This is a genomic window from Planococcus sp. TJ-302 (genome assembly GCF_058268455.1).
This window is the reverse complement of the sequence record NZ_JBZDOI010000001.1, coordinates 703,750-725,755: the sequence shown is the minus strand read 5'-3', so window position 1 is coordinate 725,755 and position 22,006 is coordinate 703,750. Positions and strand designations below refer to the sequence as shown.

Sequence of the window (22,006 nt, the reverse complement as noted above, 5' to 3'; positions counted from 1 at the left end):
CGCAAGTAAACGCTCGTAAATCGCTTTGCGCCTGCAAAAACCTCTGTTCGGCCCGTGGTTCTGCCGAACTTAATGGCAAATTTCCTTACGAATAATATCCTTCGTAGATTTTGCCGATTTTTTGTTCAAACTCATCGACATGGACGAAGCGGGCTTCCCGCAGGATTTCCTTGCCATTCGAAAACAAAATCAGCACCGGTGCTGTGAAAATCGATAAATGGCCAGCAAGTTCCGGAATGTCGGCCGCGTTGACCTGGCGTGTTTGGATATTCGGGTATTCCTCAAACACTCTTTTTATTTGAGGGAGAAGCGCGTGGCATACGCCACACCCTGTTGTCAGACGTACAGGAAATTCAAACCTGATGCTGTTTCGAACTCTTTTACTTCGGCAAGTGTTAATAATTCCGTCATAACAATCAGTCCTTCCGGTAATATAGCTGTTTTCGATACTACTCTTTCTGCTGGCTCGCTATGCACTATATTAATCCCTTTACCAACATATCTCTTAACTAAGCACCTTTCATGTTATTGCATGGGCATTACGCTTGTATTAAAAATGAAGGTCAAATGGTTAATGCAAGATATATAAGGTATATTGGCGGTGTACGGATTAAGTAATTGAAGGGGGAAGGAACCGATGAAAACTTCACTTTTGAAAATTACCGCACCTGCATTAGCCATCAGTTTGGTATTTGCTGCGCCCGCTGCATTCGCCGGCACCGAAGATGGCAGTAATGATATCTCAATTGCTATTAAAGAGCGGACCCAAATTGAAAAAGCTGTTGAACCGATAGAAAATAAGGTTTTTGCGGTCAATGATGAAACAGCCGTAATTACTGAAGCTTTGAAATCCAAAAACGCATTGACACTGGAAGAATACAGTTATTATGAACAGCACCTAATTTCCATATTTAATCGATTGGGCGAAGCAAGACAAGATATCACTGCCGTTTCCAATCAATACGGTGATGGATCCTTGCATGTTGCTGGTGTGGGTGTGGCGGTAGGGGCTTCCTTATCCGTTGCACTGGACACTAGAGAGCAATTGGAGGCGATTGGCATCGAAACGGAAAATCAGTGAGGCCAACAAAAATTGGAAAGCTGCTTGCGACGTCTAAATTTGACTTTGCAGGCAGCTTTTTTATTTTATTTAGCGGAGCGATGTTTGGTGATTAGCCACCCCAAAAGCGTGACCGCGAGCAGCACCGCCAGTATGAGGTATTGATAAAAAATGGGGACCACTTGCGTGAATCCGTAAACTGCTGCGACTTCAAAGGCAACGGCGGGAATCTTGCCGATGGTACTGGCCAGCAAAAATGAGCCAGAGCGGATCGGAGTTGCCGAAGCGGCTGCCGTCACCAGTCCGGACGGCATAAACGGAAGTAGCCGAAGAGCAATGATGCCGAAGAAGATTTGGCTGGCATTCCGGCTATGCAAATAGCGCCAAAGCCGGTGCTGGCGCCACTCGTCTTTCATCTTTGAAAAACCGAAGCGATACAAGTGGAATCCAATCCAAACCCCGAACACTTCGCCGATCATAGAAAGCAGCATGCCGGCGCCGAGGCCGTACAAGGAAATATTCAGAGCGGTCATAAAAAAGCTGGGAATAAACCCGACCGCTCCAATCAGCAGATTGCCGGCGATCACTGCGAGTAATTGCAAAATGAACAATATATCCATTTAACTTTTACTCCCGGTGTTCCTGGTAGCGATCTTGCTTAGTCAGTTCCTTGGCGCGTCGAATCTGTTCAACTGATACAGTTGTGTCGTAGGCTGTGAGCGTTTCAAGGAGCTGATCCGCAGAACTGGCACCAGCAATGACAGAAGCCACAGTCGGATTGTCCAATACGCTGTGCACAGCTAAGGCATTCAAATTATCGTGGATTTCCATCAAACTTTGTAGAACGGCTTTCAGCTCCGCATCCCCATAGGTCAGATAACCATTGCCGTCAGCAGTTCGCTTCAATCCGCTGTTCGTCAACAAGCCTCTCGCCAAGGAGCCGCGCGTCACGACGGAACGTCCTGCTGCACCAATTTCCTCCAAGAATTCTTCCGGGCGGCGATCCAGCAAACTGTACTGCATCATAATTGAAGCAATGTCACTGTCCGACAAAAAGCGTTTGATGACATTCGGCCGAATGGAAGAGATGCCGTATGCCCGAATCAGCCCTTCTTTTTTCAAAGTTTCAAACGCATCGATCGTTTCTTCGCTATTGTCGGTTATCATGCCTCCGTGCAGCTGATAGACGTCTATGTAATCCGTCTGCAGGCGCAACAAGCTATTGTGGACCTGTTCCGTGATATAAGGTTTCGTGGCATTCCACTTTACTTCATCCGTATGGCTATTCCATTCATTGCCGACTTTCGTCGCAAGGACGATATCCTTCCGGCTGCCTTTCAGCAATTCACCAACGAGCTCTTCATTTTTGCCTTTATTGTAAAAATCCGCCGTATCAAAGTAATTGATGCCTTGTTCGAGCGCTTCGCGCACAATTGCTTTTGCTTCCGGAAGATCGAAAGGCAAGGACATGCATCCTAAGCCAATCTCGCTAATTTCGATTCCACTATTTCCTAGAATATTCTTTTTCATGCAGCCACCCCGTTTAGTATGTCGTTTCTCTTATGGTATACTTTGCGGTAGAGAAATAACAAACGAAAAGAGGTTTCCCATGAAAAAATTTGAAGAGAAAACCATCAGTTCAGAGCGGATCTACGAAGGAAAAGTCATCAACTTAAAAGTCGACGAAGTTTCACTGCCAAATGGCCATACATCAAAGCGTGAATTGGTGGAACATCCGGGAGCCGTCGCACTTATCGCCTTGACACCTGAAGGCAAACTGATTCTGGTTGAGCAATACCGCAAAGCTCTGGAGCGTTCAATCATCGAAATACCGGCTGGCAAAATCGAAAAAGGCGAAGAGCCTTCCTATACAGCAATGCGTGAACTGGAAGAAGAAACAGGCTACACCGCAGAGCGGCTCCAATTGATCCAATCATTCTCAACTTCTCCAGGCTTCGCGGACGAAGTCATTCATGTCTATGGAGCGGTCGGCTTGAAAAAATCCGAATCCGGCGCAATATTGGATGAAGACGAGTTTGTCGATTTGCTCGAAGTTACCATTGAAGAAGCAGAACAAATGATGAAAGATAACCGGATTTTTGATGCAAAAACTGCTTTTGCCGTCCTGTGGGCAAAACAACACTTAGTAAATGAGAATAGCCAAGTCCTTAGATTATAATCATTCTAAATAAAGAATGATTATATTTCTTGTAAATGAGAACCGTCTTTTGATATAATAAAGGCAGTTTAGGGAGGGCGTCGCATGGAAACTAGAATTGACCGTATTAAAAAACAATTGCATGCTGCCAGTTATAAATTGACGCCACAGCGTGAAGCGACTGTCCGGATCCTGTTAGACCACGAAGAAGACCATCTCAGTGCGGAAGACGTCTATCTACTAGTAAAAGACATCGCACCGGAAATCGGATTGGCGACTGTGTATCGGACATTGGAATTATTGACTGAATTGAAAGTTGTCGACAAAATCAACTTTGGTGATGGCGTATCACGCTATGATCTGCGCCAGGAAGGCGCAGCCCATTTTCATCACCACTTAGTATGCATAGAGTGTGGAGCAGTAGACGAAATACAGGAAGACCTGCTAGAAGATGTGGAAGCCGTCGTAGAAAAACGGTTCAACTTTCAAATTAAAGACCACCGTCTTACTTTTCATGGCATCTGCTGGCGCTGTCATGACCGCAGCTCACAAGATGCATCCCAATGACTGGTGAGAAAAGGAAGGACGGCCCTGATAGGCCGCCCTTCCTTTTTCTATTCTTAGAAGGTTAAATGTCAGATATTCCGCAAAAAAGCCCCGCTAAAACATATGCTCCTGTCTCTGCATCGCTTCGCTAGCTTCGAGACATTAAAGTGCGTTGCATCGCTGCGCTGCATTATCGCAAAGATATGGCCGAAGGTAGTTCTGCCATATCTTTCCTGCGGGCTTGGCCGAACTAACTCGTGCTAGCGCCCGAGTGGATTTCGGCACTGCGCTATCCCGCGGGAGTCGGAGCTATTTTGCTCCACATCTGTTAAACAGCGAGAAAGTGCAGGAAGTGTATCTTTCAATTACTAAGATAAAAGAAGAGGTCCGATATTAAGATTCTCCTTTGAATGAAGCGCAAGGCGGCGACTCCTGCGGGATTAGTGGGACAATGGAGACCCCGGAAGCCCGTGCAAAACGGGCTGAGGAGGCTCCATGCCCACCCCGCGGAAAGCGTCCGACTGGAGCGAAATGAAAAATTTGAAAATCATATATATAAACAACTGGAGGGATTCACGTGAAATACGCCAAAGATGCATTAGACGACTACCTGCATTTCCTGCGGGTGGAAAGGCAGCTTGCCGCCAACACCCTAGTGTCCTATGAACGGGACTTGAAAAGCTATCTCCAGTATTTAAAAGAAGTCGAGCAGCTGGAATCTCTCAGAAAAGTGGAACGTGTACATATTTTGAACCACTTGCGCCATCTTAAAGAAACCACCAAAACTTCACGGACCGTGGCACGCCACATTTCCTCAATCCGTTCATTCCACCAATTCCTGATCCGTGAGCGGGTCGTGGACAACGACCCGACCGTCCATCTGGAAATGCCGCAGATGGAGAAAAAGCTTCCGAATATCCTTTCTATAGAAGAAGTCGATGCGCTGATTCAAGCGCCAGATGCCAGTAAACCGAACGGGGTGCGCGACCGGGCTATGCTTGAGCTCTTGTATGCGAGCGGCATGCGCGTCAGTGAATGCATCAATTTGGATGTTGAAGATGTCAATTTGACAATGGGCTTTGTCCGCTGTTTCGGCAAGGGCGGAAAAGAACGGATCATTCCGCTCGGAAAATCCGCACTTTCGGCTTGTGAAGAATACTTATCGAGCGCACGAGGCAGTTTGCTGAAAGAAGGCGAAAAAACCGATTCTTTGTTTATCAACCAACGTGGCAAACGGCTGACGCGCCAAGGTTGCTGGAAATTGCTGAAGCAGCATGCCCAAAAAGCGGGCATCCAAAAAGAGTTGACGCCGCATACGCTGCGCCATTCGTTCGCTACGCACTTGATCGAGAACGGGGCGGATCTGCGGGCGGTCCAAGAAATGCTTGGACACGCAGATATTTCCACTACGCAAATCTATACCCATGTCAGCAAAACACGCTTAAAGGATGTTTATTCACAGTTCCATCCCCGCGCTTAAAAAATAAAATAGGTCTGACTTCTGACAAGACCTTCATTTGTGGTAATATAGAATCGTAAATAAGGAGGAAGACAAATGACAGATAAACCTTTTGAACGAATTCACCTTGTGGTTCTGGATTCAGTGGGAATCGGTGAAGCACCGGACGCTGAAGCTTACGGCGACAAAGGATCAGATACACTTGGACATATTGCGGAAGCAGTTGGTGGGCTTTCTATGCCGAACATGGAGAAGCTTGGACTTGCTAACATCGTTCCTGTGAAAGGGCTTACGCCAGCGGAACAGCCTGCGGCGCATTTCGGCAAATTGCAGGAAGCGTCTGTCGGAAAAGATACGATGACTGGGCATTGGGAAATTATGGGACTCAACATTGATACACCATTCAAGGTTTATCCGGATGGCTTTCCGACTGAATTGATCCAGCAGCTTGAAGAAAAGACCGGCCGCAAAGTCATTGGCAACAAACCGGCCAGCGGCACTGAAATATTGGACGAACTTGGAGAAGAACATATGGAAACAGGAGCTATTATCGTTTATACTTCTGCCGACCCGGTTCTCCAAATTGCAGCCCACGAAGAAATCATTCCACTTGAAGAGCTTTACCGCATCTGCGAAATCGCACGCGAATTGACGCTATCGCCTGAATTCCTGGTTGGCCGCATCATTGCGCGCCCGTTCTTAGGCGAAAAAGGTGCTTTTAAACGGACGTCGAATCGCCATGATTACGCCCTAAAACCTTTTGGGCGCACCGTTATGAACGAATTGAAAGACAGCGGCAAAGACGTGATCGCCATCGGCAAAATCAATGATATTTTCAACGGCGAAGGTGTGACGAAATCGGTTCGCACAAAAGACAATATGGACGGCATGGACAAATTGGTAGAAGTTGCCGGAGAATCATTTACAGGCATGAGCTTTTTGAACTTGGTAGATTTTGATGCATTGTTCGGGCACAGACGCGATCCAAAAGGCTACGCAGAAGCGCTTGAAGCGTTCGACAAACGGCTGCCGGAAGTACTCGACCGTATGAATGAAGACGATTTGCTGATCATCACGGCTGACCATGGCAACGACCCGACATTCCCAGGCACTGACCATACACGTGAATTTGTGCCGTTGCTGGTATTTTCACCGCGATTTGAAGGCGGCAAAGAATTGGCGCTTGGCAAAACCTTTGCTGATATCGGTGCAACGATTGCAGATAATTTCTCAGCACCGATGCCTCAATTCGGCACAAGCATCTTAGGGAACTTAAAATGAGAAAGGCGGGAAACGAATCATGAGAATGGTGGATTTGATCGAGAAAAAAAGAGACGGCTTTGAACTGACTACTGAAGAAATCCAGTTTATCATCACAGGTTATACAAAAAACGAAATTGCCGATTACCAAATGAGTGCATTTCTGATGGCGGTTTATTTCCAGAATATGACTGAACGCGAACGCGCGGATTTGACAATGGCAATGGCCAACTCAGGCGACCAAATCGATTTGTCTGCTATCGAAGGCATCAAAGTTGATAAGCATTCTACAGGCGGCGTGGGCGATACAACAACATTGGTTCTTGGACCTTTGGTTGCAGCATGCGGCGTGCCGGTAGCAAAAATGAGCGGACGCGGCCTTGGCCATACAGGCGGCACAATCGACAAGCTTGAGGCGATCGAAGGCTTCCACGTCGAGTTGACGACGGAAGAATTCATCAAACAAGTCAATGACATCAAATTGGCTGTCATTGGTCAAAGCGGCAACTTGACGCCAGCCGATAAAAAACTTTACGCGCTTCGCGATGTAACGGCGACAGTCAATAGCATCCCATTGATTGCTAGTTCGATAATGAGCAAAAAAATTGCAGCTGGCGCAAACGCCATCGTCTTGGACGTGAAAATAGGCGAAGGCGCATTCATGAAAACAGAAGAAGATGCGAAAGAATTGGCGCATGCCATGGTGGGCATCGGCAATTCAACGGGCCGCAAAACAATGGCGATTATCTCAGACATGGGCCAGCCCCTTGGCTTCGCCATCGGCAACGCGCTGGAAGTGAAAGAAGCGATTGAAACATTGCAAGGCAATGGACCGGAAGACCTGACAGAATTGTGCCTCGTTCTTGGCAGCCAAATGGTCGTTGTCGGCGGCAAAGCGGAGACCTTGGAAGAAGCACGTGCAATGTTAGAAGAAGTGATTGCCAATGGCAAAGCGCTCGAAGTCATGAAGCAATTCATCGCGGCTCAAGGCGGAAATCCTGCCGTAGTCGACGATGTCAGCTTATTGCCGCAAGCGAAATTCACGAAAGAAGTTCCTTCGCCGGAAGAGGGCTATATTTCCTTTATGGAAGCGGACGAAATCGGCACAGCAGCTATGGTGCTTGGTGCCGGCAGAGCGACGAAAGAATCGGAAATCGATTTGGCAGTCGGCATCGTTCTTCACAAAAAAGTCGGCGATTTCGTTAAAGAAGGCGAATCGTTGGCAACCATTTATGCAAATACAGAAGAACTCGCGGATTGCATAAATATGATATATAATAGTATTGAATATTCAAGCGAACCGGTTGAAAAAACTCAGCTGATTTCTGCGCTGATTACCGATTAAGAGACCTTGCTGGGTTTATTCTCAGCAAGTTTTTTTTATAAGGTCTTCCATTTCGCATAGCTTAGGAGGGACATCATGCATTTATACGGTACACAAAGCATTAATGACAAAGGCCATTTGGCCATCGGTGGCACAGATGCCGTAGATTTAGCGAAAGAATACGGTACTCCACTTTTTGTATACGATATTCAATTATTCCGGGACCGCGCGCGTGCATTCAAAAAAACGTTCGAAGAATCGGGAATCGGCTACCAAGTAGCTTATGCCAGCAAAGCTTTTTCAAGCATCGCCATTTACCAAGTAGCGGCGCAGGAAAACCTGTCGCTGGACGTTGTATCGGGCGGAGAACTTTACACCGCGCTTCAAGCAGGCTTCCCGAAAGAGAAAATCCATTTCCACGGCAACAATAAAAGCGACGAAGAACTTCGCATGGCGTTCAAAGAAGAAATCGGCTGCATCGTCGTCGATAATTTTTATGAAATAAGCCAGTTGAAGAAACTTTCGGAAGAGCTTGCACGACCAATGAATATACTGCTGCGAGTAACGCCGGGCATTGAAGCACATACGCATGATTACATCACAACCGGGCAGGAAGATTCTAAATTCGGCTTTGACTTGAACAACGGCCAAGCGGATCGAGCGTTTAAAGAGACGCATAAGCATCAGTTCCTGAACTTGCTGGGCCTCCACTGCCATATCGGTTCTCAGATTTTCGATACGGCCGCATTTAGCATGGCAGCCGAAAAGTTGGTCGGCAAAATGGCGCAATGGCGGGAAGAAACAGGCTACACTTGCCCGGTATTGAACCTGGGCGGCGGGTTTGGCATCCGCTATACAGCTGAAGATGAGCCATTGGAGCCTTCTGTCTATGTCAAAGACATGATCGGCACTGTCAAAGAGACAGCGGGGGCTCAGGATTATCCACTGCCTGAGATTTGGATCGAACCCGGCCGTTCGCTGGTCGGAGATGCTGGTACAACGCTTTATACGATCGGCTCGATGAAAGAAGTGCCAGGCACCCGGAAGTATGCCGCTGTCGACGGAGGCATGTCGGATAATATCCGGCCCGCGCTTTACGGTGCAAAATACAGTTCACTGATTGCCAATAAAGCGGAAGAGGCTGCAACCGAGCAATACACCATCGCTGGGAAATGCTGCGAGTCCGGTGACAAGCTGATTGAACAAGCAGACTTGCCGCTTGCTGAAGCGGGCGATATTCTTGCTGTATTTTGTACTGGAGCGTATGGCTACTCGATGGCCAGCAATTACAACCGTCTGGCGCGCCCGGCTGTGGTATTTGCTGAAAACGGCAAGCACCAGCTTGTTGTGAAACGCGAAACGCTTGAAGATTTGGTTAAGCAAGACATGTCTTATGCGCCGCAGGAACAAAAAGGATGAAAAAGGAGAATTTGATTTTATTACTGATTCTCTTAGTAATGGCCATTGCCTGGGGACTCGTCTATTGGCTCTTTTTAGCGGAAAATGTTGGAGCCGGCTGATTGCATGTAAACTTGAGTTATTTGCGAATCTATAGTAGGATGAAAAAAGCCGTTTAAAGACGAAAATGAGGGATTGAATATGTTATTTAGATATAAGAAATCTTTTGAAAAAATCGCTATGGGGCTTCTTTCGTTCATGCCTAAAGAGCGTGAATTGAAGAAATTGCAGCAGACAATGCATATATACGAAGAAAATCCTGATTGGCAATTATTCCTTTGGAAAAAGGGTGAAGATTTTGTCGGCCTATTAGGGGTGGAAGTGAACGAAGATCATTTTACACTCCATCACATTTCCGTCAACCCGTCCCATCGGGGAGAGGGCATCGGCCAAGCCATGATTGAGAAAATCCAGCAGCTGATGAATGGAAAAGAGATGCAGACGACAGAAGAAACAAAAGCATTCATCCAAAAATGCGTGGATAAGAAAGCGCGGATCTAGGCTCACCGTTTCTAAAATCTACACAAAAAGGCACTGGATTAAATTCCAGTGCCTTTTTATTTTGATCAAATTACTATAGCCGGATAAAGTTTCTAATTTAAGCTAGTTAAAAGTAAAAATGAACGGCCAATAGCGCGTCATTTTTTATAAGGCTTTCGCTTTATGTTTTATAACTCCAGATTTCTTTTTTTGCGTTGTTCGCGCAAATTAATAATCGATGTCCGGTCTCTCAAGCGATGTTTGTGCATGATGTAATGTGGATCCTGAGCTTCAAGAGGGTGTTCCAGCATGTATTGCGCAATTGACGCCTGGATAACTCGGGAATCAATCGGGATGTCGAAGTGGCCATAAGGTTCACGTTCGGTCACAGCGGCGATGGCGTTGTTTAGATCTTCAATCAATTGATCATGGTTGAAGCCTTCCACCCAAATGCCAGCGTCAGCGAGTTTAGCTCGTGAGCGGATAAAAGAACGCAATGCGCCGGGGTAATTGCTGCGGCGCCAATGGTACATGCCGACCGCTAATTGAATCCAGCCGGTCAACGGATGCATTTTATCTTTTGGGGCAAGAGACTTCCAGTATTCTTCGCCGACTTCATGGCATTCGAAATAATCTTTTTCATTATTGAAATGGATCAGGTATTGGATAAACAGCTTATGTTGGAGTGGGTGCATTTTAATCACCTTTCTACTATAATAAAGGAATATGGATTATTGGAATAAACAACTAAAAATTTAGATTAAAATAACAGTCAGGTGGCGGATCATGTCATATGAAGTAAAAGTTGATGCCTTCGAAGGCCCTCTTGATTTATTATTGCATTTAATACATCGTTTGGAAATTGATATTTACGATATTCCCGTTTCACAAATCACTACACAGTATATGGAACATATACGAGCACTGCAAGTCCTTGAACTCAATGAAGCAAGTGAGTACCTTGTCATGGCAGCGACGCTGTTGGCAATCAAAAGTAAAATGCTGCTTCCTGTACATGAAGGGGAAATGGACGATATCTCTTTTGATCTTGAGGATCGGGACCCCCGCGACGAATTGGTATCGCGATTGGTCGAATACCGGAAATTCAAAGAAGCTTCGGGAAAACTGAAGGAACTTGAGGAAAATCGCTCCGTAATCTACACGAAAGCGCCGATGGACCTTTCAGAATTACAGGCGGACGCACAAGCGGAAAACGTCGATTTGGAAGTCAATGCCTTTGATATGTTAGGCGCATTTCAAAAGATGCTGCGCCGCAAGCAATTAAAGGCGCCGCTGTCCGCCCGTGTAACGCGGCATGAAATTTCAATCAAAGACCAAATGTCGTCGATTGTCGGACGTTTGAAGCAGGCAAAAGGCCGGACGCCATTTACAGAGTTGTTTCCTTCGAATGACAAAACGGTGCTCGTGATATCATTTCTGTCTGTGCTGGAATTGATGAAACGGCAAGTTATTCAAGTAGAGCAGGAAAAGAATTTTACAGATTTGATGGTGGAACTTAAAAAAGAGGAGTGGAAATATGAAGACGACTCTTTCGAGTAAAATAGAAGCGTTGCTTTTTGTTGCGGGCGATGACGGCTTGACGATGAAGCAGCTTCAATTTTTGACTGAAGCGGATCAACAGCAGATTTTAGCAAGTGTCGATGAATTGACACAAAAATATAAAGCACCTGAAAATGGCATTTCCCTGAAAGAACTTGCGGGAGTTTATCAATTAGTGACCAAGCCAGAAGTGGCGGACATCATCCAGAAGCTAGTAGAGAATCCGACGCCGCAAGCTTTGTCTCAAGCCTCTCTGGAAGTACTGGCGATTGTTGCTTATAAACAGCCGATCACGCGCCTTGAAATAGAAGACCTGCGCGGCGTTAAAAGCGAAAAGCCGCTTCACACCCTTGCTGCGAAAGGCTTGCTGCAAGAAGCGGGAAGGGCGGAAGGCACCGGGCGGGCCATTCTTTATGGCACGACCACGGAGTTCCTGAACTATTTCGGATTGAAGAACTTGGACGACCTGCCCGCTTTGCCGGATGATGCGGAAGAAAGCGCGGACGAAGAAACAGATTTGTTTATGACGAAATTCCAAGAAGCTTTCAAAGAAGAAGCGGTAGTTTAATGTGGGGCCGTTGGAAGACTGTGGATCGGAAGCAGTCTTCTTTTCTTTGCCCGACGCGCCATTTCCTGCTTTAAGCCCTGAGCTATGTGCTTTCGCTTTGACCGAAAATGTGACATAATTCCGAGAGAGACGAACGGATAAAACCCTGTTTTAGCAATGGCGTTTCCGCTTTTCTATGCCCGTGTTTAAGGGCAGCAAATATATCAATGAGGTGAACTTATGGAGAGATTACAGAAAATGCTTGCACATGCAGGCGTTGCATCAAGACGCAAGTCGGAGCAATTGATTTTGGACGGCAAAGTACGGGTCAACGGAAAAGTGATCAAGGAACTGGGGACGAAAGTATCCCAGAACGACACGATTGAAGTTGAAGGTGTCCAACTGGAAAAAGAACAGAAAGTCTATTATTTATTATATAAACCGCGCGGCGTTATTTCCGCGGTAAGCGATGACAAAAACCGCAAAGTCGTAACAGACTTTTTCAGCGATATTGAAAAACGCATTTATCCGGTAGGGCGCTTGGATTACGACACATCCGGTTTGTTGATCATGACGAATGACGGCGAATTCGCGAACTCACTGACGCATCCGAAATTCGAAATCGACAAGACGTATGTGGCGCGCTTGAAAGGCATACCGGCCAAGGAAGATCTGCAAAAGCTTGAACGCGGCATCAAATTGGAAGACGGCATGACCGCTCCTGCGAAAGTCAAGCTCTTGTCTGGCGACAAGAAATCAGGCAAAGCGATTGTCCAGATCACCATCCACGAAGGGCGTAACCGCCAAGTGCGCAGAATGTTCGAGGCAATCGGCTTTCCTGTGCAGAAATTGAGCCGGGAGCAATTCGCATTCTTAACGCTGAAAGGCTTGAATGCAGGGGAGTCCCGAGAATTGTCGTCGCACGAAGTGAAGCTTTTACGCGTATTGGCCGATACAGGCAAACGCAACTAACGTTCACAAACACTTCAAAACTGGGCGCAATAGCCTAGTGAAACTTTGCTATAATTGGATTTGCATTCTAGCCTCGAAGGAGGAAGTAAATTGAACGAGAAAAAGAACAAGAAAAAAACCAATCGGCTGATTATGCGATCAGCGATCTTGCTGATGCTAGTCGCGGCAATCGGCTACACCATCTACAATAGTGCGACAGCTGATGACGTCAGCCTGCTTGAAGTCGGTGATGAGGCGCCTAATTTTTCGTTGACGGACCTTGATGGGAATCAGCATAAACTGTCGGATTATCGCGGGCAAGGAGTATTCTTGAATTTCTGGGGGACTTGGTGTGAACCGTGCAAAGAAGAAATGCCGGCAATGGACAGCCAGTACGGAGCATACAAAGACCAAGGAGTCCAAGTACTAGCTATCAATATAGCCCAATCGGATTTTGAAGTGCAGTCATTTTCTGATCAATTCAATTTGTCATTCCCGATTGTCATTGATAAGACGAAAGATGTTATGACCGCTTATAATATCCGCCCTTTGCCAACAACTGTGCTGGTGAATCCGGAAGGCAAGATTGAACGGGTCGTCACAGGTGAAATGACAGAGCAAGATATTGAAGGGTATATGGAAGAAATCAAACCTGAATAAGGAGTTTTTTCGGATGGAGAAATTGCAATGCACGTGCGGCCATATAAATCCGCCCGGAACTGTTCTTTGTGAATCCTGCGGGCGGTCGTTGACTGAAAAAGAACAAAACAGCAAGCTGGTAGATATGCGCTATGAAGGGACAGCCAGGCGTTCCCAAACCTATAATAAATCGATTATCGACAAAATATGGAATTTCTTCTCCAGTGTCAAAGTCGGAGTCTCTATCATTGTGGCACTTCTAGTTGCGGCCGCAATCGGCACCATCCTGCCGCAGGAACAATATGTCACTGTTCCGGTGCGTACAGATGCGACAATTGAGGCGTATTATTCCGACGTTTATGGCAGCATCGGAAAAGTCTATTATTTCCTTGGCTTTAACGATTTATACAATTCCTTCTGGTTTATTATCCTCGTAGGCATGCTGGCGATTTCATTGATCATTGCCAGTTTGGACCGTTTTGTGCCGCTTTACCGTTCACTTAAGAATCAGCGCGTCCTGCGCCACCTGAGCTTTATGAACAAACAGCGCATTTATGCTGAAGGTTCGGCAGCTCCGGATTCAATGCAAAAAGCGGAAACGAAATTGAAGGAATTGAAATACAAAGTATCGACTGATAAAAATGGCTTATTGGCTGAAAAAGGCAGATTTTCCCGTTGGGGTCCTTATGTCAACCATATTGGGCTTATCATCTTCTTGTTCGGCGTCATGCTCCGGATGATGCCAGGATTCTACGTAGACGAAACATTATGGTTGCGGGAAGGCGAAACTCGGGCAATCCCGGAAGCACCAGGCTATACATTGGAAAATAAAGGTTTTGAAGTGGAGAATTACACAGGCGAAGATGGCGAGGAAAAATTCGGTGAAGCACTTGACCGCGTAGGCACAGTCGCGAAGAATTACCAGACTGATGTTGTGCTGTACAAAAAGCCTGAAGACTCGCTGCCGGGTGAGACGAACCTTGAAAAAGTGAAAGAATACCCGATCCGTGTTAACGAGCCGTTGAAATTCGATGGCTACGCCGTTTACCAAATGGACTTCAAAGAAGACGAACTGAAGACCATGACATTCGCTTTGACGAACAAGGAGACGGAAGAGTCGCTTGGCAACTTGACAATCGACTTGATCAATCCCGAAAAAGAATACACTCTTGACGGTGGTTCTGTGGTGAAATTGCTTGGCTATTATCCGGATTTTGACGGTTTTGAAGACGGCGAACCTCAAACGAAGACGCCGTTGCCGAATAATCCTGGTTTCCTTATCGAAATGACGACACCTCAAACACCGCAAGGGGAAACGAGCTTTATCACGATCCAGAACACTGTCGAACCTTTTGGCGATAATGAATACAAATTGGCTTTCCAGAGCGTCGAAACCCGTGACGTTTCCGGTCTGACCATCCGCAAAGATCGGACGTTGCCGATTCTTGGCCTAGGCGGATTAATCTTCATGATCGGCGTCGCGCAGGGCATGTACTTTAACCACCGCCGCTTCTGGATTCAGCAGCAAGCAGATGGCGCGATTATTTTAGCAGGCCATACGAACAAGAACTGGTTCGGCTTGAAAAAAGATCTCGACCAGGTTAAGGAATACGCATCGCTTCCTGCTTATACCGATCAACAGGAGGAAATCGAGAAGCTCGAGAAAGAGGAGGCTGAATTGACGCCATGAGTTTAACTGACATTAGCTCCAATCTACTGTATGTTGCATTTGTTTCCTATTTGATTGCAACATTCGTATTTGGTGGAGCTGTAAAAGGCAATAAAGCCGGTACGTATAAATCAGAAAGCCGTTGGGGAACGATTGCTTTCGCTATCACCGTGTTCGGCTTTTTGGCAAACCTCGGCTATTTCTTTACACGCTGGGGAGCTACAGGGCATGCGCCGCTTAGCAATATGTTCGAATTTACGACAGCGTTCGGCATGACGCTTGTCGGCGGATTCATCGTTATTTATGCATTATACAAAACACCTGTTATCGGCATGATTGTGCTTCCGGTAGCGCTTTTGATCATCGCGTTCGCAAGCATGTTCCCAAGCGAAGTGAGCCCGCTGATTCCCGCTTTGCAATCCAATTGGCTTGCGATCCACGTCAGTACAGTTGTTATCGCAGAAGGTATTCTGGCGATCAGTGCAGCAGCTGGTCTGGTCTTCTTGTTAAAAGAAGTTGATATGACGAAAAAATCGAAACAGCGTTTCTGGCTCGAAGCAATTATGTATTCGCTTGTCTTAGTCATAGGTTTTGTTGTAGCAAGCACTTATTTCACAGCCACTGGGTATGAAGCAGAATTTACGTATGTCGATAAAGAAGGCGCAGACGCTGCTATTACGTACAAAATGCCGCCGATTTTCGGCATGAACGAATACACGCAAATGACTGAAGGCACCTTGACTCCATTCGTTGAAACGCCGGCAGTCGTCAACGCCAGCAAATTGACGACCGTTGCATGGTCGCTGATGGTCGGAACAATCCTTTATTGGATTATCCGTTTGGTTACGCGCAAGCGGATTGCGGCCCTCTTGAAGCCATTCGTCAAAAACGTCAATCTCCAGCTGATGGACGAAATCGGCTACCGTGCCGTAATTATCGGCTTCCCGGTATTTACACTTGGCGCATTAATTTTTGCCATGATTTGGGCACAGATTGCCTGGTCCCGTTTCTGGGGCTGGGATCCGAAAGAAGTATGGGCATTGGTCACTTGGTTGTTCTACGCCGCATATTTGCATTTGCGCCTAGGAAAAGGCTGGCAAGGCAAAAAATCTGCGTGGCTTGGCGTAGCTGGTTTTGCGATCATCATGTTCAACTTAGTCGCTGTTAACTTAATTATCGCAGGTCTCCATTCTTACGCTTAATACATTTGCTATTTAATTTTAGACACATAATGTGAGCCTTTTCCCTTAGTGGAAAAGGCTTTTAATTTTTTTTTCCAAATCTTGACGGTACAATGAAAACTAAGATACAAAAGTTGGAGGGGTTATTATGTCGGAGGAAGTTACAATCCTAGTTGTGGACGATGAAGAGAGAATTAGACGATTATTGAAAATGTACCTTGAGCGTGAAGGCTATCTGGTTGAAGAAGCGGAAAATGGTGTCCAAGCACTCGAAATGGCAACTGAAAAAGACTACCATTGCATCCTGCTGGATCTTATGATGCCGGAAAAAAATGGCATTGAAGTTAGCACAGAACTGCGCGAAAAGAAAATGACACCAATCATCATGCTTACCGCCAAAGGCGAAGAAGCGAATCGTGTGGAAGGGTTTGAATCCGGTGCAGATGATTACATCGTTAAACCGTTCAGCCCGCGGGAAGTGGTGCTGCGTGTAAAAGCGATCTTGCGCAGATCTTCCGCATACTCGCCGATCACAAAATCATCTGTGTCAAAAGACTTGGTCGTCTTTCCGCATTTGACAATCGACCATGATGCCCATCGCGTGACAGCGGATAATGTCGAAGTCAATTTGACTCCGAAGGAATACGAACTCCTGTATTTCCTGGCGAAATCACCGGATAAAGTGTTCGACCGCGAACATTTGCTGAAAGAAGTGTGGCATTACGATTTCTTCGGAGATCTGCGGACAGTCGATACTCACGTGAAACGCTTGCGGGAGAAATTGAACCGGGTATCCGAATCAGCCGCTAAAATGATCGTTACGGTTTGGGGCGTAGGCTATAAATTCGAGGTAGGCAATGAATAGGTTGTGGAACAGTGTCGTCGGGAAGCTATGGATTACCATATTGCTTCTCGTTTCTTTTGTGTTGTTTATTGTTACTGTGCTGCTGCTTGAATTCTTCGGCAATTATCATAGCGAATCAGTTGAAGAAACACTGAATAAGGAAGCTGCCACGATTGCCCGCATATTCAATGACCATGGGGAATTTGAAAACTCCTTATTGATCATGGAAGATATCCTGGGTGCGGAGACCAATGCGGTTATCGCCGAAGTGCCGGAAGAAAGCTCTTATTTTATACATGAAGGGCTTAACGGCAATCAATTGCGCGAAACGATTTTGCAGGAACCTTCTTTTCAAAAAGTATTTGAAACCGATGAAACGGTAATGAAAGAAATGCTGTTGCCATCTTTAACGGAAGAGAACATGATGGAATCTTATATTGTGCTGGCCAGTCCCTTGCAGACTGGGGAACAAGAGCACGGTGTCGTCTTTATCTACCAATCACTTGAAGTGATGGACCGCACTGCGGAAAGAACGACCAATATCGTCTTTTTATCAGCATTCATCGCATTTATCCTGACTACTGTTTTTGCATTCTTTCTCTCGACGCGCATCACGTCACCGCTCCGCAATATGCGGGAGGGGGCTTTTGAATTGGCGAAAGGGAATTTTGATACGAAAGTGAAGGCGACGTCAAGCGATGAAATTGGCCAGCTTGCTACCGCCTTCAACCAGATGGGCCGGCAGTTGAAACATCACGTTGAGGTCATTAATCAGGAAAAGGAACAGCTCTCCAGCATTTTGACCTCGATGGCAGATGCTGTCATTACATTCAACCAGGACCGGACAATCCTTTTAAGCAATCCTCCCGCGGAGAAATTGCTTCAGCAATGGCTGATGAAACGCGGAATGGAAAAAGGTGACCCATTGCCTTCGGAAATGGTCCATATGCTTGAACACGTTCTCGATTTCGAAGAGGAAATCGAAGAAGAGCTGGAAATGGAAGGCGCTTACTACGCCATCACCTTCAGTCCGTTGTATAGCGGAGATTCTATTCGTGGAGCTGTGGCCGTCCTGCACAATATGACAGAACAGCATCGTTTAGAGAAGCTCCGCGAAGACTTTATCGCGAATGTCTCCCATGAGCTGCGGACGCCGATTGCAATGCTCCAAGGCTATAGTGAAGCCTTGCTCGATGACGTCGGCACTTCAGAAGAAGAGCGGCGCGAAATGACGAAAATCATTTACGAAGAATCCCAGCGCATGGGTCGGTTAGTGACGGACCTGTTGAATTTAGCGAGGATGGAATCAGGCCATATGCGTCTGTACCGGGAAGTTGTCCAGCTCAACTCCGTCATTGAACGCATGACGCTGAAGTTCCAGCCAATCGCCAAAGAACAAGGCATTGAACTGGACTTCGAAAGTGCCATCGATGATTGGGCAGCAGCTGAACTAGATGAAGACCGCATTGAACAAGTGATGACCAATTTAATCGACAATGCAATCCGCCATACCCCTCAAGGAGGAAACGTCAAGGTCTTTATCGAACAACAACAAGGCTACGCAAAAATATCTGTGAATGATACAGGTGTCGGTATACCCGAAGAAGATCTGCAATACGTATTTGAACGTTTCTATAAAGCGGACAAAGCAAGAACACTTGGCAAAGGCGGAACCGGTCTCGGCCTCGCAATCGCCAGCAACATTATCAATGCACATGGCGGCAAAATCTATGCAGAAAGCGAAGTGGGCAAAGGCACTTCCTTCATCTTTTTATTGCCGCTGAAAAAAATGTAACTTTATGTTGAGGAGAACGACTAATCTACGAACGGGGGGAGTATATGAACGACTCCGTTTTCCATCGCCTATACGACGAATACCATCAAGATGTATTCCAGTTTCTCGTCTACTTGGTGAAAAACAGGCATTTATCCGAAGACTTGATGCACGAGGTTTATATTCGGGTGTTCAGGGCCTATGACCGTTTTGAGGGCAAGAGCTCTGAAAAGACCTGGCTTTTTTCCATTGCCAAAAACGTGGCGATCGACCATTTCCGAAAAACGGCGGTCAGGAAAAAGCATTCGACGGATTTTTTCGATTGGGAAACGCAGCAGCTGGTTTCAAAAGAACGCATTCCTGAAGAAGTAGCCCAACTGAATGAGGACAAAATCCTTCTCTATACGATGCTTGATGAGTGCACAGGCGATCAGAAAATGGTCATCATCATGCGTTTTTTCCAAGATTTATCGATTGCTGAAACGGCAGATGTGCTTGGGTGGACAGAAGGCAAAGTCAAAACCACCCAACATCGCGCCATTAAATCGTTGCGTGAAAAAATAAGCGCAAAGGAAGGGGGAGCAATGAATGCCGAATAACAGATGGGACGATGACCACATCGAAAATTTGTTGCGGGATTTCCCCACAATCCGGGATGACCGGACGAAAGAAGAAGTTTACAGCCGTCTGGATAAGAAAGAGGCGGTAAAAAAACAGCCTAAACGTTGGTTGCCGTTGCTTGTCGCCGCACTTGCTTTCATCACGATAGGATTTTTGGTGGCATCCATTTTAAATCAGAATGGCAGGGACAGTGCGTTCACACTGAACGAGCAAAATGCAGAAAGCACTGCTGATGAAGCACAAGACGCTTCTACCGAAGAAGCGGAATCAGTGGATTCGGCTGGAGAAGAGTCAAGCGGTGGCGCAAACAGCGATGGACAAGAACCTTCCGCGACAGAAGAGTCGGCTACGATATATCAAGATGAAAATCCACAATCTGCACGAACTGCAGTTTATGAAGAGGAGTTGGACGGCTTTACGCTGTTTACCATTGGCCTGACCCAAAACGCTATGGTTATTCCAGTTGGCTTTTTGATACCTGATTCCCAGATTGAAAACGATTTCGGCAATAAAGCACCGAATTCAATGGAGCTTTACAATAAATACGCCAGCCAAATTGATGAAAAAGCAATCGGTTTCAATGAATACCATCCGTACCTTGGAAAATTATTGATGGAAGGAAGCACAGTCAAGCATTTATTGCCTGCAGACCATCAATACGATTTAGCATCGGCAAGCTATGAAGTTTATATAGCATCGCTGCAGGAAACATTTACGGATGCCGATGAAATTCTCATTCAAAATGAAGACGGCACGCCGGCGAATTTCGAACAGATCGGACCGATGGAACCTGTAAAACCAGCGGTTGAAAACGTCGCATATTATGCCCATACCACTGATGGCGGCGAAACATTTATGGTGCCAGGCTATAGTATGCCGCATGCAACAGCAAAAGAAGCGGTTGAAGCACTAAAATCTTCACCGTCAGATTTGCACCAGAATACAATCCCTGAAACCGTTGACTACACGGTTACCGAGACAGACACGGCTATTACCATCGAATTCACAGCGGAATTCGATTTCGGGTCGCTTGAAGAGGCTGAGGGGGCACGCATGCTTGAAAGCTTAGCGCTGACAGCGAAAGCGTTCGACAAAACCGTACAGCTCGAGAACACGAAACAACAGGAATGGAGCGGCTTTGATTTGAGCCGTCCGCTTCCTGAACCGGTTGCTCCGAACGGTGCAGCGTGGAAAGTGAAATAAATTCTCCTTTTAATTACCCAAAGCCATTGCCCGGACATTCCGGGCAATGGCTTTTCGCATTTTCAATGGAATTGCCCTTCAAAAATTGCAAAAGTGGGCCACGCAGGCAAATGATTGAGCATTCCTGTTTACATTATGGCTTCTTTACACTAGAATTAGGAGGTAAAATAAAATATCGATTCATCTTCGGGGCAGGGTGAAAGTCCCTACCGGCGGTAATTGAACATTGTTCATAAGCCCGCGAGCCGTAAAAAGCAGGATTTGGTGAGATTCCAAAGCCGACAGTATAGTCTGGATGGGAGAAGGTGAAGGTGCGGACAGTGCTGCCTATAACTAGGCGATACGTTTCTTAAATGTGCCTTTTTCTCCCTTAAGCGCTAGCCGCTTAAGGGTTTTATTGTACGGCTGCATTGTCCAAGCCTTTCTTCTGGTGAATCACGACAAGGAGAGAGGAATATGAAGAACAAAAAATTGCAATCGATGATTGCGATCGGAATGTTGAGCAGTATTTCATTTATTTTAATGCTGTTTAACTTTCCGCTGCCAGCTTTACCTGCATTTTTAAAAGTGGATTTTAGTGATGTGCCGGCTTTGATTGCCGCAATCACAATGGGGCCAGTGGCCGGAATACTCGTTGCGTTTTTCAAAAACGTATTGGATTGGCTATTTGCGGGTAGCCCGACCGGAGTGCCTGTAGGGCATATGGCGAACTTTGCGACAAGCATTTTGTTCATCCTGCCGGTTTATGTTGTCTATCGAAAATTCTCATCTAAAAAAGGCATGGTATATGGCCTTGCTGCTGGTACGCTATCAATGGCGATCGGCATGAGTTTGTTGAACTATCTGGTGTTTCTGCCAATGTACACGTATTTCCTAAACATGCCTGCACAAACAGGCAACGTGCTTTTCGGCACGATTGTTCTTGGGATTCTGCCGTTCAACCTGATCAAAGGCTTGGCCTTGACCGCGGTTGTCCTGCTCATGTTCAGCAGCATGCACGTATGGATAGAAAAACAGCGGCGCTATTACCTGGCCCAATAAATAAAAAAAAGGCACCAAAGCGATTAAGCTTCGGTGCCTTTTTGATTTTTTAAAAACTTATAAAATAGATAGAGTAGCCGATATTCCGCAAAACAGCGTCGCTTGCCGCGGGCGAGCGCCAAGCCTCCTCAGCACGCTAGCGTGCTTGCGGGGTCTCGGCTGTCTCGCTTTCCCGCAGGCGTCGACGCTGTTATGCTCCATATCTGGGGCACAGCAATAAAGTACAGACTC

At 46.4% G+C, this 22,006-nt stretch carries 24 protein-coding genes and 1 riboswitch; of the genes, 19 read left to right on the top strand and 5 right to left on the bottom strand.

Going from position 1 to position 22,006, the window contains the following annotated elements:
• Positions 1 to 85: 85 nt before the first annotated feature.
• Together AC4EHB_RS03750 and AC4EHB_RS03745 are read right to left on the bottom strand one after the other, a co-directional pair.
• A complete protein-coding gene (locus AC4EHB_RS03750) occupies positions 86 to 289 on the bottom strand; it encodes a thioredoxin family protein (protein WP_490980700.1) in 204 nt (67 codons plus the stop codon).
• Positions 290 to 336: 47 nt separating this feature from the next.
• Positions 337 to 477, bottom strand: coding sequence for a hypothetical protein (locus tag AC4EHB_RS03745; protein WP_490980699.1), 141 nt, complete (start codon positions 475 to 477; stop codon positions 337 to 339).
• A 160-nt stretch (positions 478 to 637) separates the two neighbouring features.
• Between AC4EHB_RS03745 and AC4EHB_RS03740 the strand changes: the two genes are divergently transcribed.
• A complete protein-coding gene (locus tag AC4EHB_RS03740) occupies positions 638 to 1,081 on the top strand; it encodes a hypothetical protein (RefSeq protein ID WP_490980698.1) in 444 nt (147 codons plus the stop codon).
• 65 nt (positions 1,082 to 1,146) lie between these two features.
• On the opposite strand, the gene AC4EHB_RS03735 is transcribed toward AC4EHB_RS03740, so the two are convergent.
• Complete coding sequence (locus tag AC4EHB_RS03735) at positions 1,147 to 1,680, bottom strand: TVP38/TMEM64 family protein (protein WP_490980697.1); 534 nt, start codon at positions 1,678 to 1,680, stop codon at positions 1,147 to 1,149.
• 7 nt (positions 1,681 to 1,687) lie between these two features.
• Positions 1,688 to 2,590 (bottom strand): aldo/keto reductase, encoded by a 903-nt coding sequence (locus AC4EHB_RS03730; protein ID WP_490980696.1) that lies wholly within the window; start codon positions 2,588 to 2,590, stop codon positions 1,688 to 1,690.
• Between the two features lie 79 nt (positions 2,591 to 2,669).
• On the opposite strand from AC4EHB_RS03730, the gene AC4EHB_RS03725 reads away from it, so the two are divergent.
• The 7 genes from AC4EHB_RS03725 (at position 2,670) to AC4EHB_RS03695 (ending at position 9,766) form a co-directional block, all read left to right on the top strand.
• A complete protein-coding gene (locus tag AC4EHB_RS03725) occupies positions 2,670 to 3,239 on the top strand; it encodes an NUDIX domain-containing protein (protein ID WP_490980695.1) in 570 nt (189 codons plus the stop codon).
• Between the two features lie 84 nt (positions 3,240 to 3,323).
• On the top strand, positions 3,324 to 3,785 hold the full coding sequence (gene fur / locus AC4EHB_RS03720) for a ferric iron uptake transcriptional regulator (RefSeq protein WP_490974249.1): 462 nt from the start codon (positions 3,324 to 3,326) through the stop codon (positions 3,783 to 3,785).
• A 556-nt stretch (positions 3,786 to 4,341) separates the two neighbouring features.
• Positions 4,342 to 5,244 carry a site-specific tyrosine recombinase XerD gene (xerD, locus tag AC4EHB_RS03715; protein ID WP_490974248.1) on the top strand — a complete coding sequence of 301 codons (903 nt, stop codon included), beginning with the start codon at positions 4,342 to 4,344 and terminating at the stop codon, positions 5,242 to 5,244.
• Between the two features lie 75 nt (positions 5,245 to 5,319).
• Positions 5,320 to 6,504: a phosphopentomutase gene (gene deoB, locus AC4EHB_RS03710; protein WP_490980694.1), complete on the top strand. Its 1,185-nt coding sequence runs from the start codon at positions 5,320 to 5,322 to the stop codon at positions 6,502 to 6,504.
• Between the two features lie 19 nt (positions 6,505 to 6,523).
• The gene (locus AC4EHB_RS03705) at positions 6,524 to 7,828 is read left to right on the top strand and encodes a pyrimidine-nucleoside phosphorylase (protein ID WP_490980693.1); all 1,305 of its coding nucleotides are present in this window, start codon (positions 6,524 to 6,526) and stop codon (positions 7,826 to 7,828) included.
• A 75-nt stretch (positions 7,829 to 7,903) separates the two neighbouring features.
• Positions 7,904 to 9,226, top strand: coding sequence for a diaminopimelate decarboxylase (gene lysA, locus AC4EHB_RS03700; protein ID WP_490980692.1), 1,323 nt, complete (start codon positions 7,904 to 7,906; stop codon positions 9,224 to 9,226).
• A 180-nt stretch (positions 9,227 to 9,406) separates the two neighbouring features.
• Positions 9,407 to 9,766, top strand: a complete 360-nt coding sequence (locus tag AC4EHB_RS03695; RefSeq protein ID WP_490974244.1) for a GNAT family N-acetyltransferase — start codon at positions 9,407 to 9,409, stop codon at positions 9,764 to 9,766.
• A gap of 167 nt (positions 9,767 to 9,933) precedes the next feature.
• Here AC4EHB_RS03695 and AC4EHB_RS03690 read toward each other — a convergent pair whose 3' ends face one another.
• Positions 9,934 to 10,440, bottom strand: coding sequence for a DUF309 domain-containing protein (locus AC4EHB_RS03690; protein ID WP_490974243.1), 507 nt, complete (start codon positions 10,438 to 10,440; stop codon positions 9,934 to 9,936).
• Between the two features lie 91 nt (positions 10,441 to 10,531).
• Between AC4EHB_RS03690 and AC4EHB_RS03685 the strand changes: the two genes are divergently transcribed.
• From AC4EHB_RS03685 to AC4EHB_RS03635, 11 genes are all read left to right on the top strand, one after another.
• A complete protein-coding gene (locus AC4EHB_RS03685; protein WP_490980691.1) occupies positions 10,532 to 11,305 on the top strand; it encodes a segregation/condensation protein A in 774 nt (257 codons plus the stop codon).
• Positions 11,283 to 11,873: an SMC-Scp complex subunit ScpB gene (scpB, locus tag AC4EHB_RS03680; RefSeq protein WP_490980690.1), complete on the top strand. Its 591-nt coding sequence runs from the start codon at positions 11,283 to 11,285 to the stop codon at positions 11,871 to 11,873. The genes AC4EHB_RS03685 and scpB overlap by 23 nt, the downstream gene beginning before the upstream one ends.
• A 219-nt stretch (positions 11,874 to 12,092) precedes the next feature.
• Complete coding sequence (locus AC4EHB_RS03675) at positions 12,093 to 12,824, top strand: pseudouridine synthase (RefSeq protein ID WP_490974240.1); 732 nt, start codon at positions 12,093 to 12,095, stop codon at positions 12,822 to 12,824.
• Positions 12,825 to 12,914: 90 nt separating this feature from the next.
• Positions 12,915 to 13,463, top strand: a complete 549-nt coding sequence (resA, locus tag AC4EHB_RS03670; RefSeq protein ID WP_490974239.1) for a thiol-disulfide oxidoreductase ResA — start codon at positions 12,915 to 12,917, stop codon at positions 13,461 to 13,463.
• A gap of 13 nt (positions 13,464 to 13,476) precedes the next feature.
• On the top strand, positions 13,477 to 15,132 hold the full coding sequence (resB, locus tag AC4EHB_RS03665; RefSeq protein ID WP_490980689.1) for a cytochrome c biogenesis protein ResB: 1,656 nt from the start codon (positions 13,477 to 13,479) through the stop codon (positions 15,130 to 15,132).
• Positions 15,129 to 16,313: a c-type cytochrome biogenesis protein CcsB gene (ccsB, locus tag AC4EHB_RS03660; protein WP_490980688.1), complete on the top strand. Its 1,185-nt coding sequence runs from the start codon at positions 15,129 to 15,131 to the stop codon at positions 16,311 to 16,313. The genes resB and ccsB overlap by 4 nt, the downstream gene beginning before the upstream one ends.
• A 127-nt stretch (positions 16,314 to 16,440) precedes the next feature.
• Positions 16,441 to 17,157, top strand: coding sequence for a response regulator transcription factor (locus tag AC4EHB_RS03655; RefSeq protein WP_290212909.1), 717 nt, complete (start codon positions 16,441 to 16,443; stop codon positions 17,155 to 17,157).
• Entirely contained in the window at positions 17,150 to 18,931 is a 1,782-nt protein-coding gene (locus AC4EHB_RS03650; RefSeq protein WP_490974236.1) for an ATP-binding protein, read from the top strand. Before AC4EHB_RS03655 ends, AC4EHB_RS03650 begins: the two co-directional genes overlap by 8 nt.
• 44 nt (positions 18,932 to 18,975) lie before the next feature.
• Positions 18,976 to 19,509, top strand: a complete 534-nt coding sequence (gene sigX, locus AC4EHB_RS03645) for an RNA polymerase sigma factor SigX (RefSeq protein WP_490974235.1) — start codon at positions 18,976 to 18,978, stop codon at positions 19,507 to 19,509.
• Positions 19,499 to 20,734 carry a GerMN domain-containing protein gene (locus tag AC4EHB_RS03640; RefSeq protein ID WP_490980687.1) on the top strand — a complete coding sequence of 412 codons (1,236 nt, stop codon included), beginning with the start codon at positions 19,499 to 19,501 and terminating at the stop codon, positions 20,732 to 20,734. The genes sigX and AC4EHB_RS03640 overlap by 11 nt, the downstream gene beginning before the upstream one ends.
• Before the next feature lie 178 nt (positions 20,735 to 20,912).
• Positions 20,913 to 21,045: riboswitch (FMN riboswitch) on the top strand.
• 145 nt (positions 21,046 to 21,190) lie between these two features.
• Positions 21,191 to 21,775 carry an ECF transporter S component gene (locus AC4EHB_RS03635; protein WP_490974233.1) on the top strand — a complete coding sequence of 195 codons (585 nt, stop codon included), beginning with the start codon at positions 21,191 to 21,193 and terminating at the stop codon, positions 21,773 to 21,775.
• The last annotated feature ends 231 nt before the right edge of the window (positions 21,776 to 22,006 follow it).

Bases quoted from the DNA above. Each gene is read 5' to 3' on its own strand.
- AC4EHB_RS03695 (WP_490974244.1), top strand. From the start codon at position 9,407: ATGTTATTTAGATATAAGAAATCTTTTGAAAAAATCGCTATGGGGCTT.
- ccsB (WP_490980688.1), top strand. From the start codon at position 15,129: ATGAGTTTAACTGACATTAGCTCCAATCTACTGTATGTTGCATTTGTT.
- AC4EHB_RS03730 (WP_490980696.1), bottom strand. From the start codon at position 2,590: ATGAAAAAGAATATTCTAGGAAATAGTGGAATCGAAATTAGCGAGATT.
- lysA (WP_490980692.1), top strand. From the start codon at position 7,904: ATGCATTTATACGGTACACAAAGCATTAATGACAAAGGCCATTTGGCC.
- deoB (WP_490980694.1), top strand. From the start codon at position 5,320: ATGACAGATAAACCTTTTGAACGAATTCACCTTGTGGTTCTGGATTCA.
- scpB (WP_490980690.1), top strand. From the start codon at position 11,283: ATGAAGACGACTCTTTCGAGTAAAATAGAAGCGTTGCTTTTTGTTGCG.
- AC4EHB_RS03690 (WP_490974243.1), bottom strand. From the start codon at position 10,440: ATGCACCCACTCCAACATAAGCTGTTTATCCAATACCTGATCCATTTC.
- AC4EHB_RS03655 (WP_290212909.1), top strand. From the start codon at position 16,441: ATGTCGGAGGAAGTTACAATCCTAGTTGTGGACGATGAAGAGAGAATT.
- AC4EHB_RS03740 (WP_490980698.1), top strand. From the start codon at position 638: ATGAAAACTTCACTTTTGAAAATTACCGCACCTGCATTAGCCATCAGT.
- AC4EHB_RS03705 (WP_490980693.1), top strand. From the start codon at position 6,524: ATGAGAATGGTGGATTTGATCGAGAAAAAAAGAGACGGCTTTGAACTG.
- AC4EHB_RS03725 (WP_490980695.1), top strand. From the start codon at position 2,670: ATGAAAAAATTTGAAGAGAAAACCATCAGTTCAGAGCGGATCTACGAA.
- AC4EHB_RS03650 (WP_490974236.1), top strand. From the start codon at position 17,150: ATGAATAGGTTGTGGAACAGTGTCGTCGGGAAGCTATGGATTACCATA.
- fur (WP_490974249.1), top strand. From the start codon at position 3,324: ATGGAAACTAGAATTGACCGTATTAAAAAACAATTGCATGCTGCCAGT.
- AC4EHB_RS03675 (WP_490974240.1), top strand. From the start codon at position 12,093: ATGGAGAGATTACAGAAAATGCTTGCACATGCAGGCGTTGCATCAAGA.
- AC4EHB_RS03685 (WP_490980691.1), top strand. From the start codon at position 10,532: ATGTCATATGAAGTAAAAGTTGATGCCTTCGAAGGCCCTCTTGATTTA.
- sigX (WP_490974235.1), top strand. From the start codon at position 18,976: ATGAACGACTCCGTTTTCCATCGCCTATACGACGAATACCATCAAGAT.
- resB (WP_490980689.1), top strand. From the start codon at position 13,477: ATGGAGAAATTGCAATGCACGTGCGGCCATATAAATCCGCCCGGAACT.
- AC4EHB_RS03640 (WP_490980687.1), top strand. From the start codon at position 19,499: ATGCCGAATAACAGATGGGACGATGACCACATCGAAAATTTGTTGCGG.
- AC4EHB_RS03635 (WP_490974233.1), top strand. From the start codon at position 21,191: ATGAAGAACAAAAAATTGCAATCGATGATTGCGATCGGAATGTTGAGC.
- AC4EHB_RS03735 (WP_490980697.1), bottom strand. From the start codon at position 1,680: ATGGATATATTGTTCATTTTGCAATTACTCGCAGTGATCGCCGGCAAT.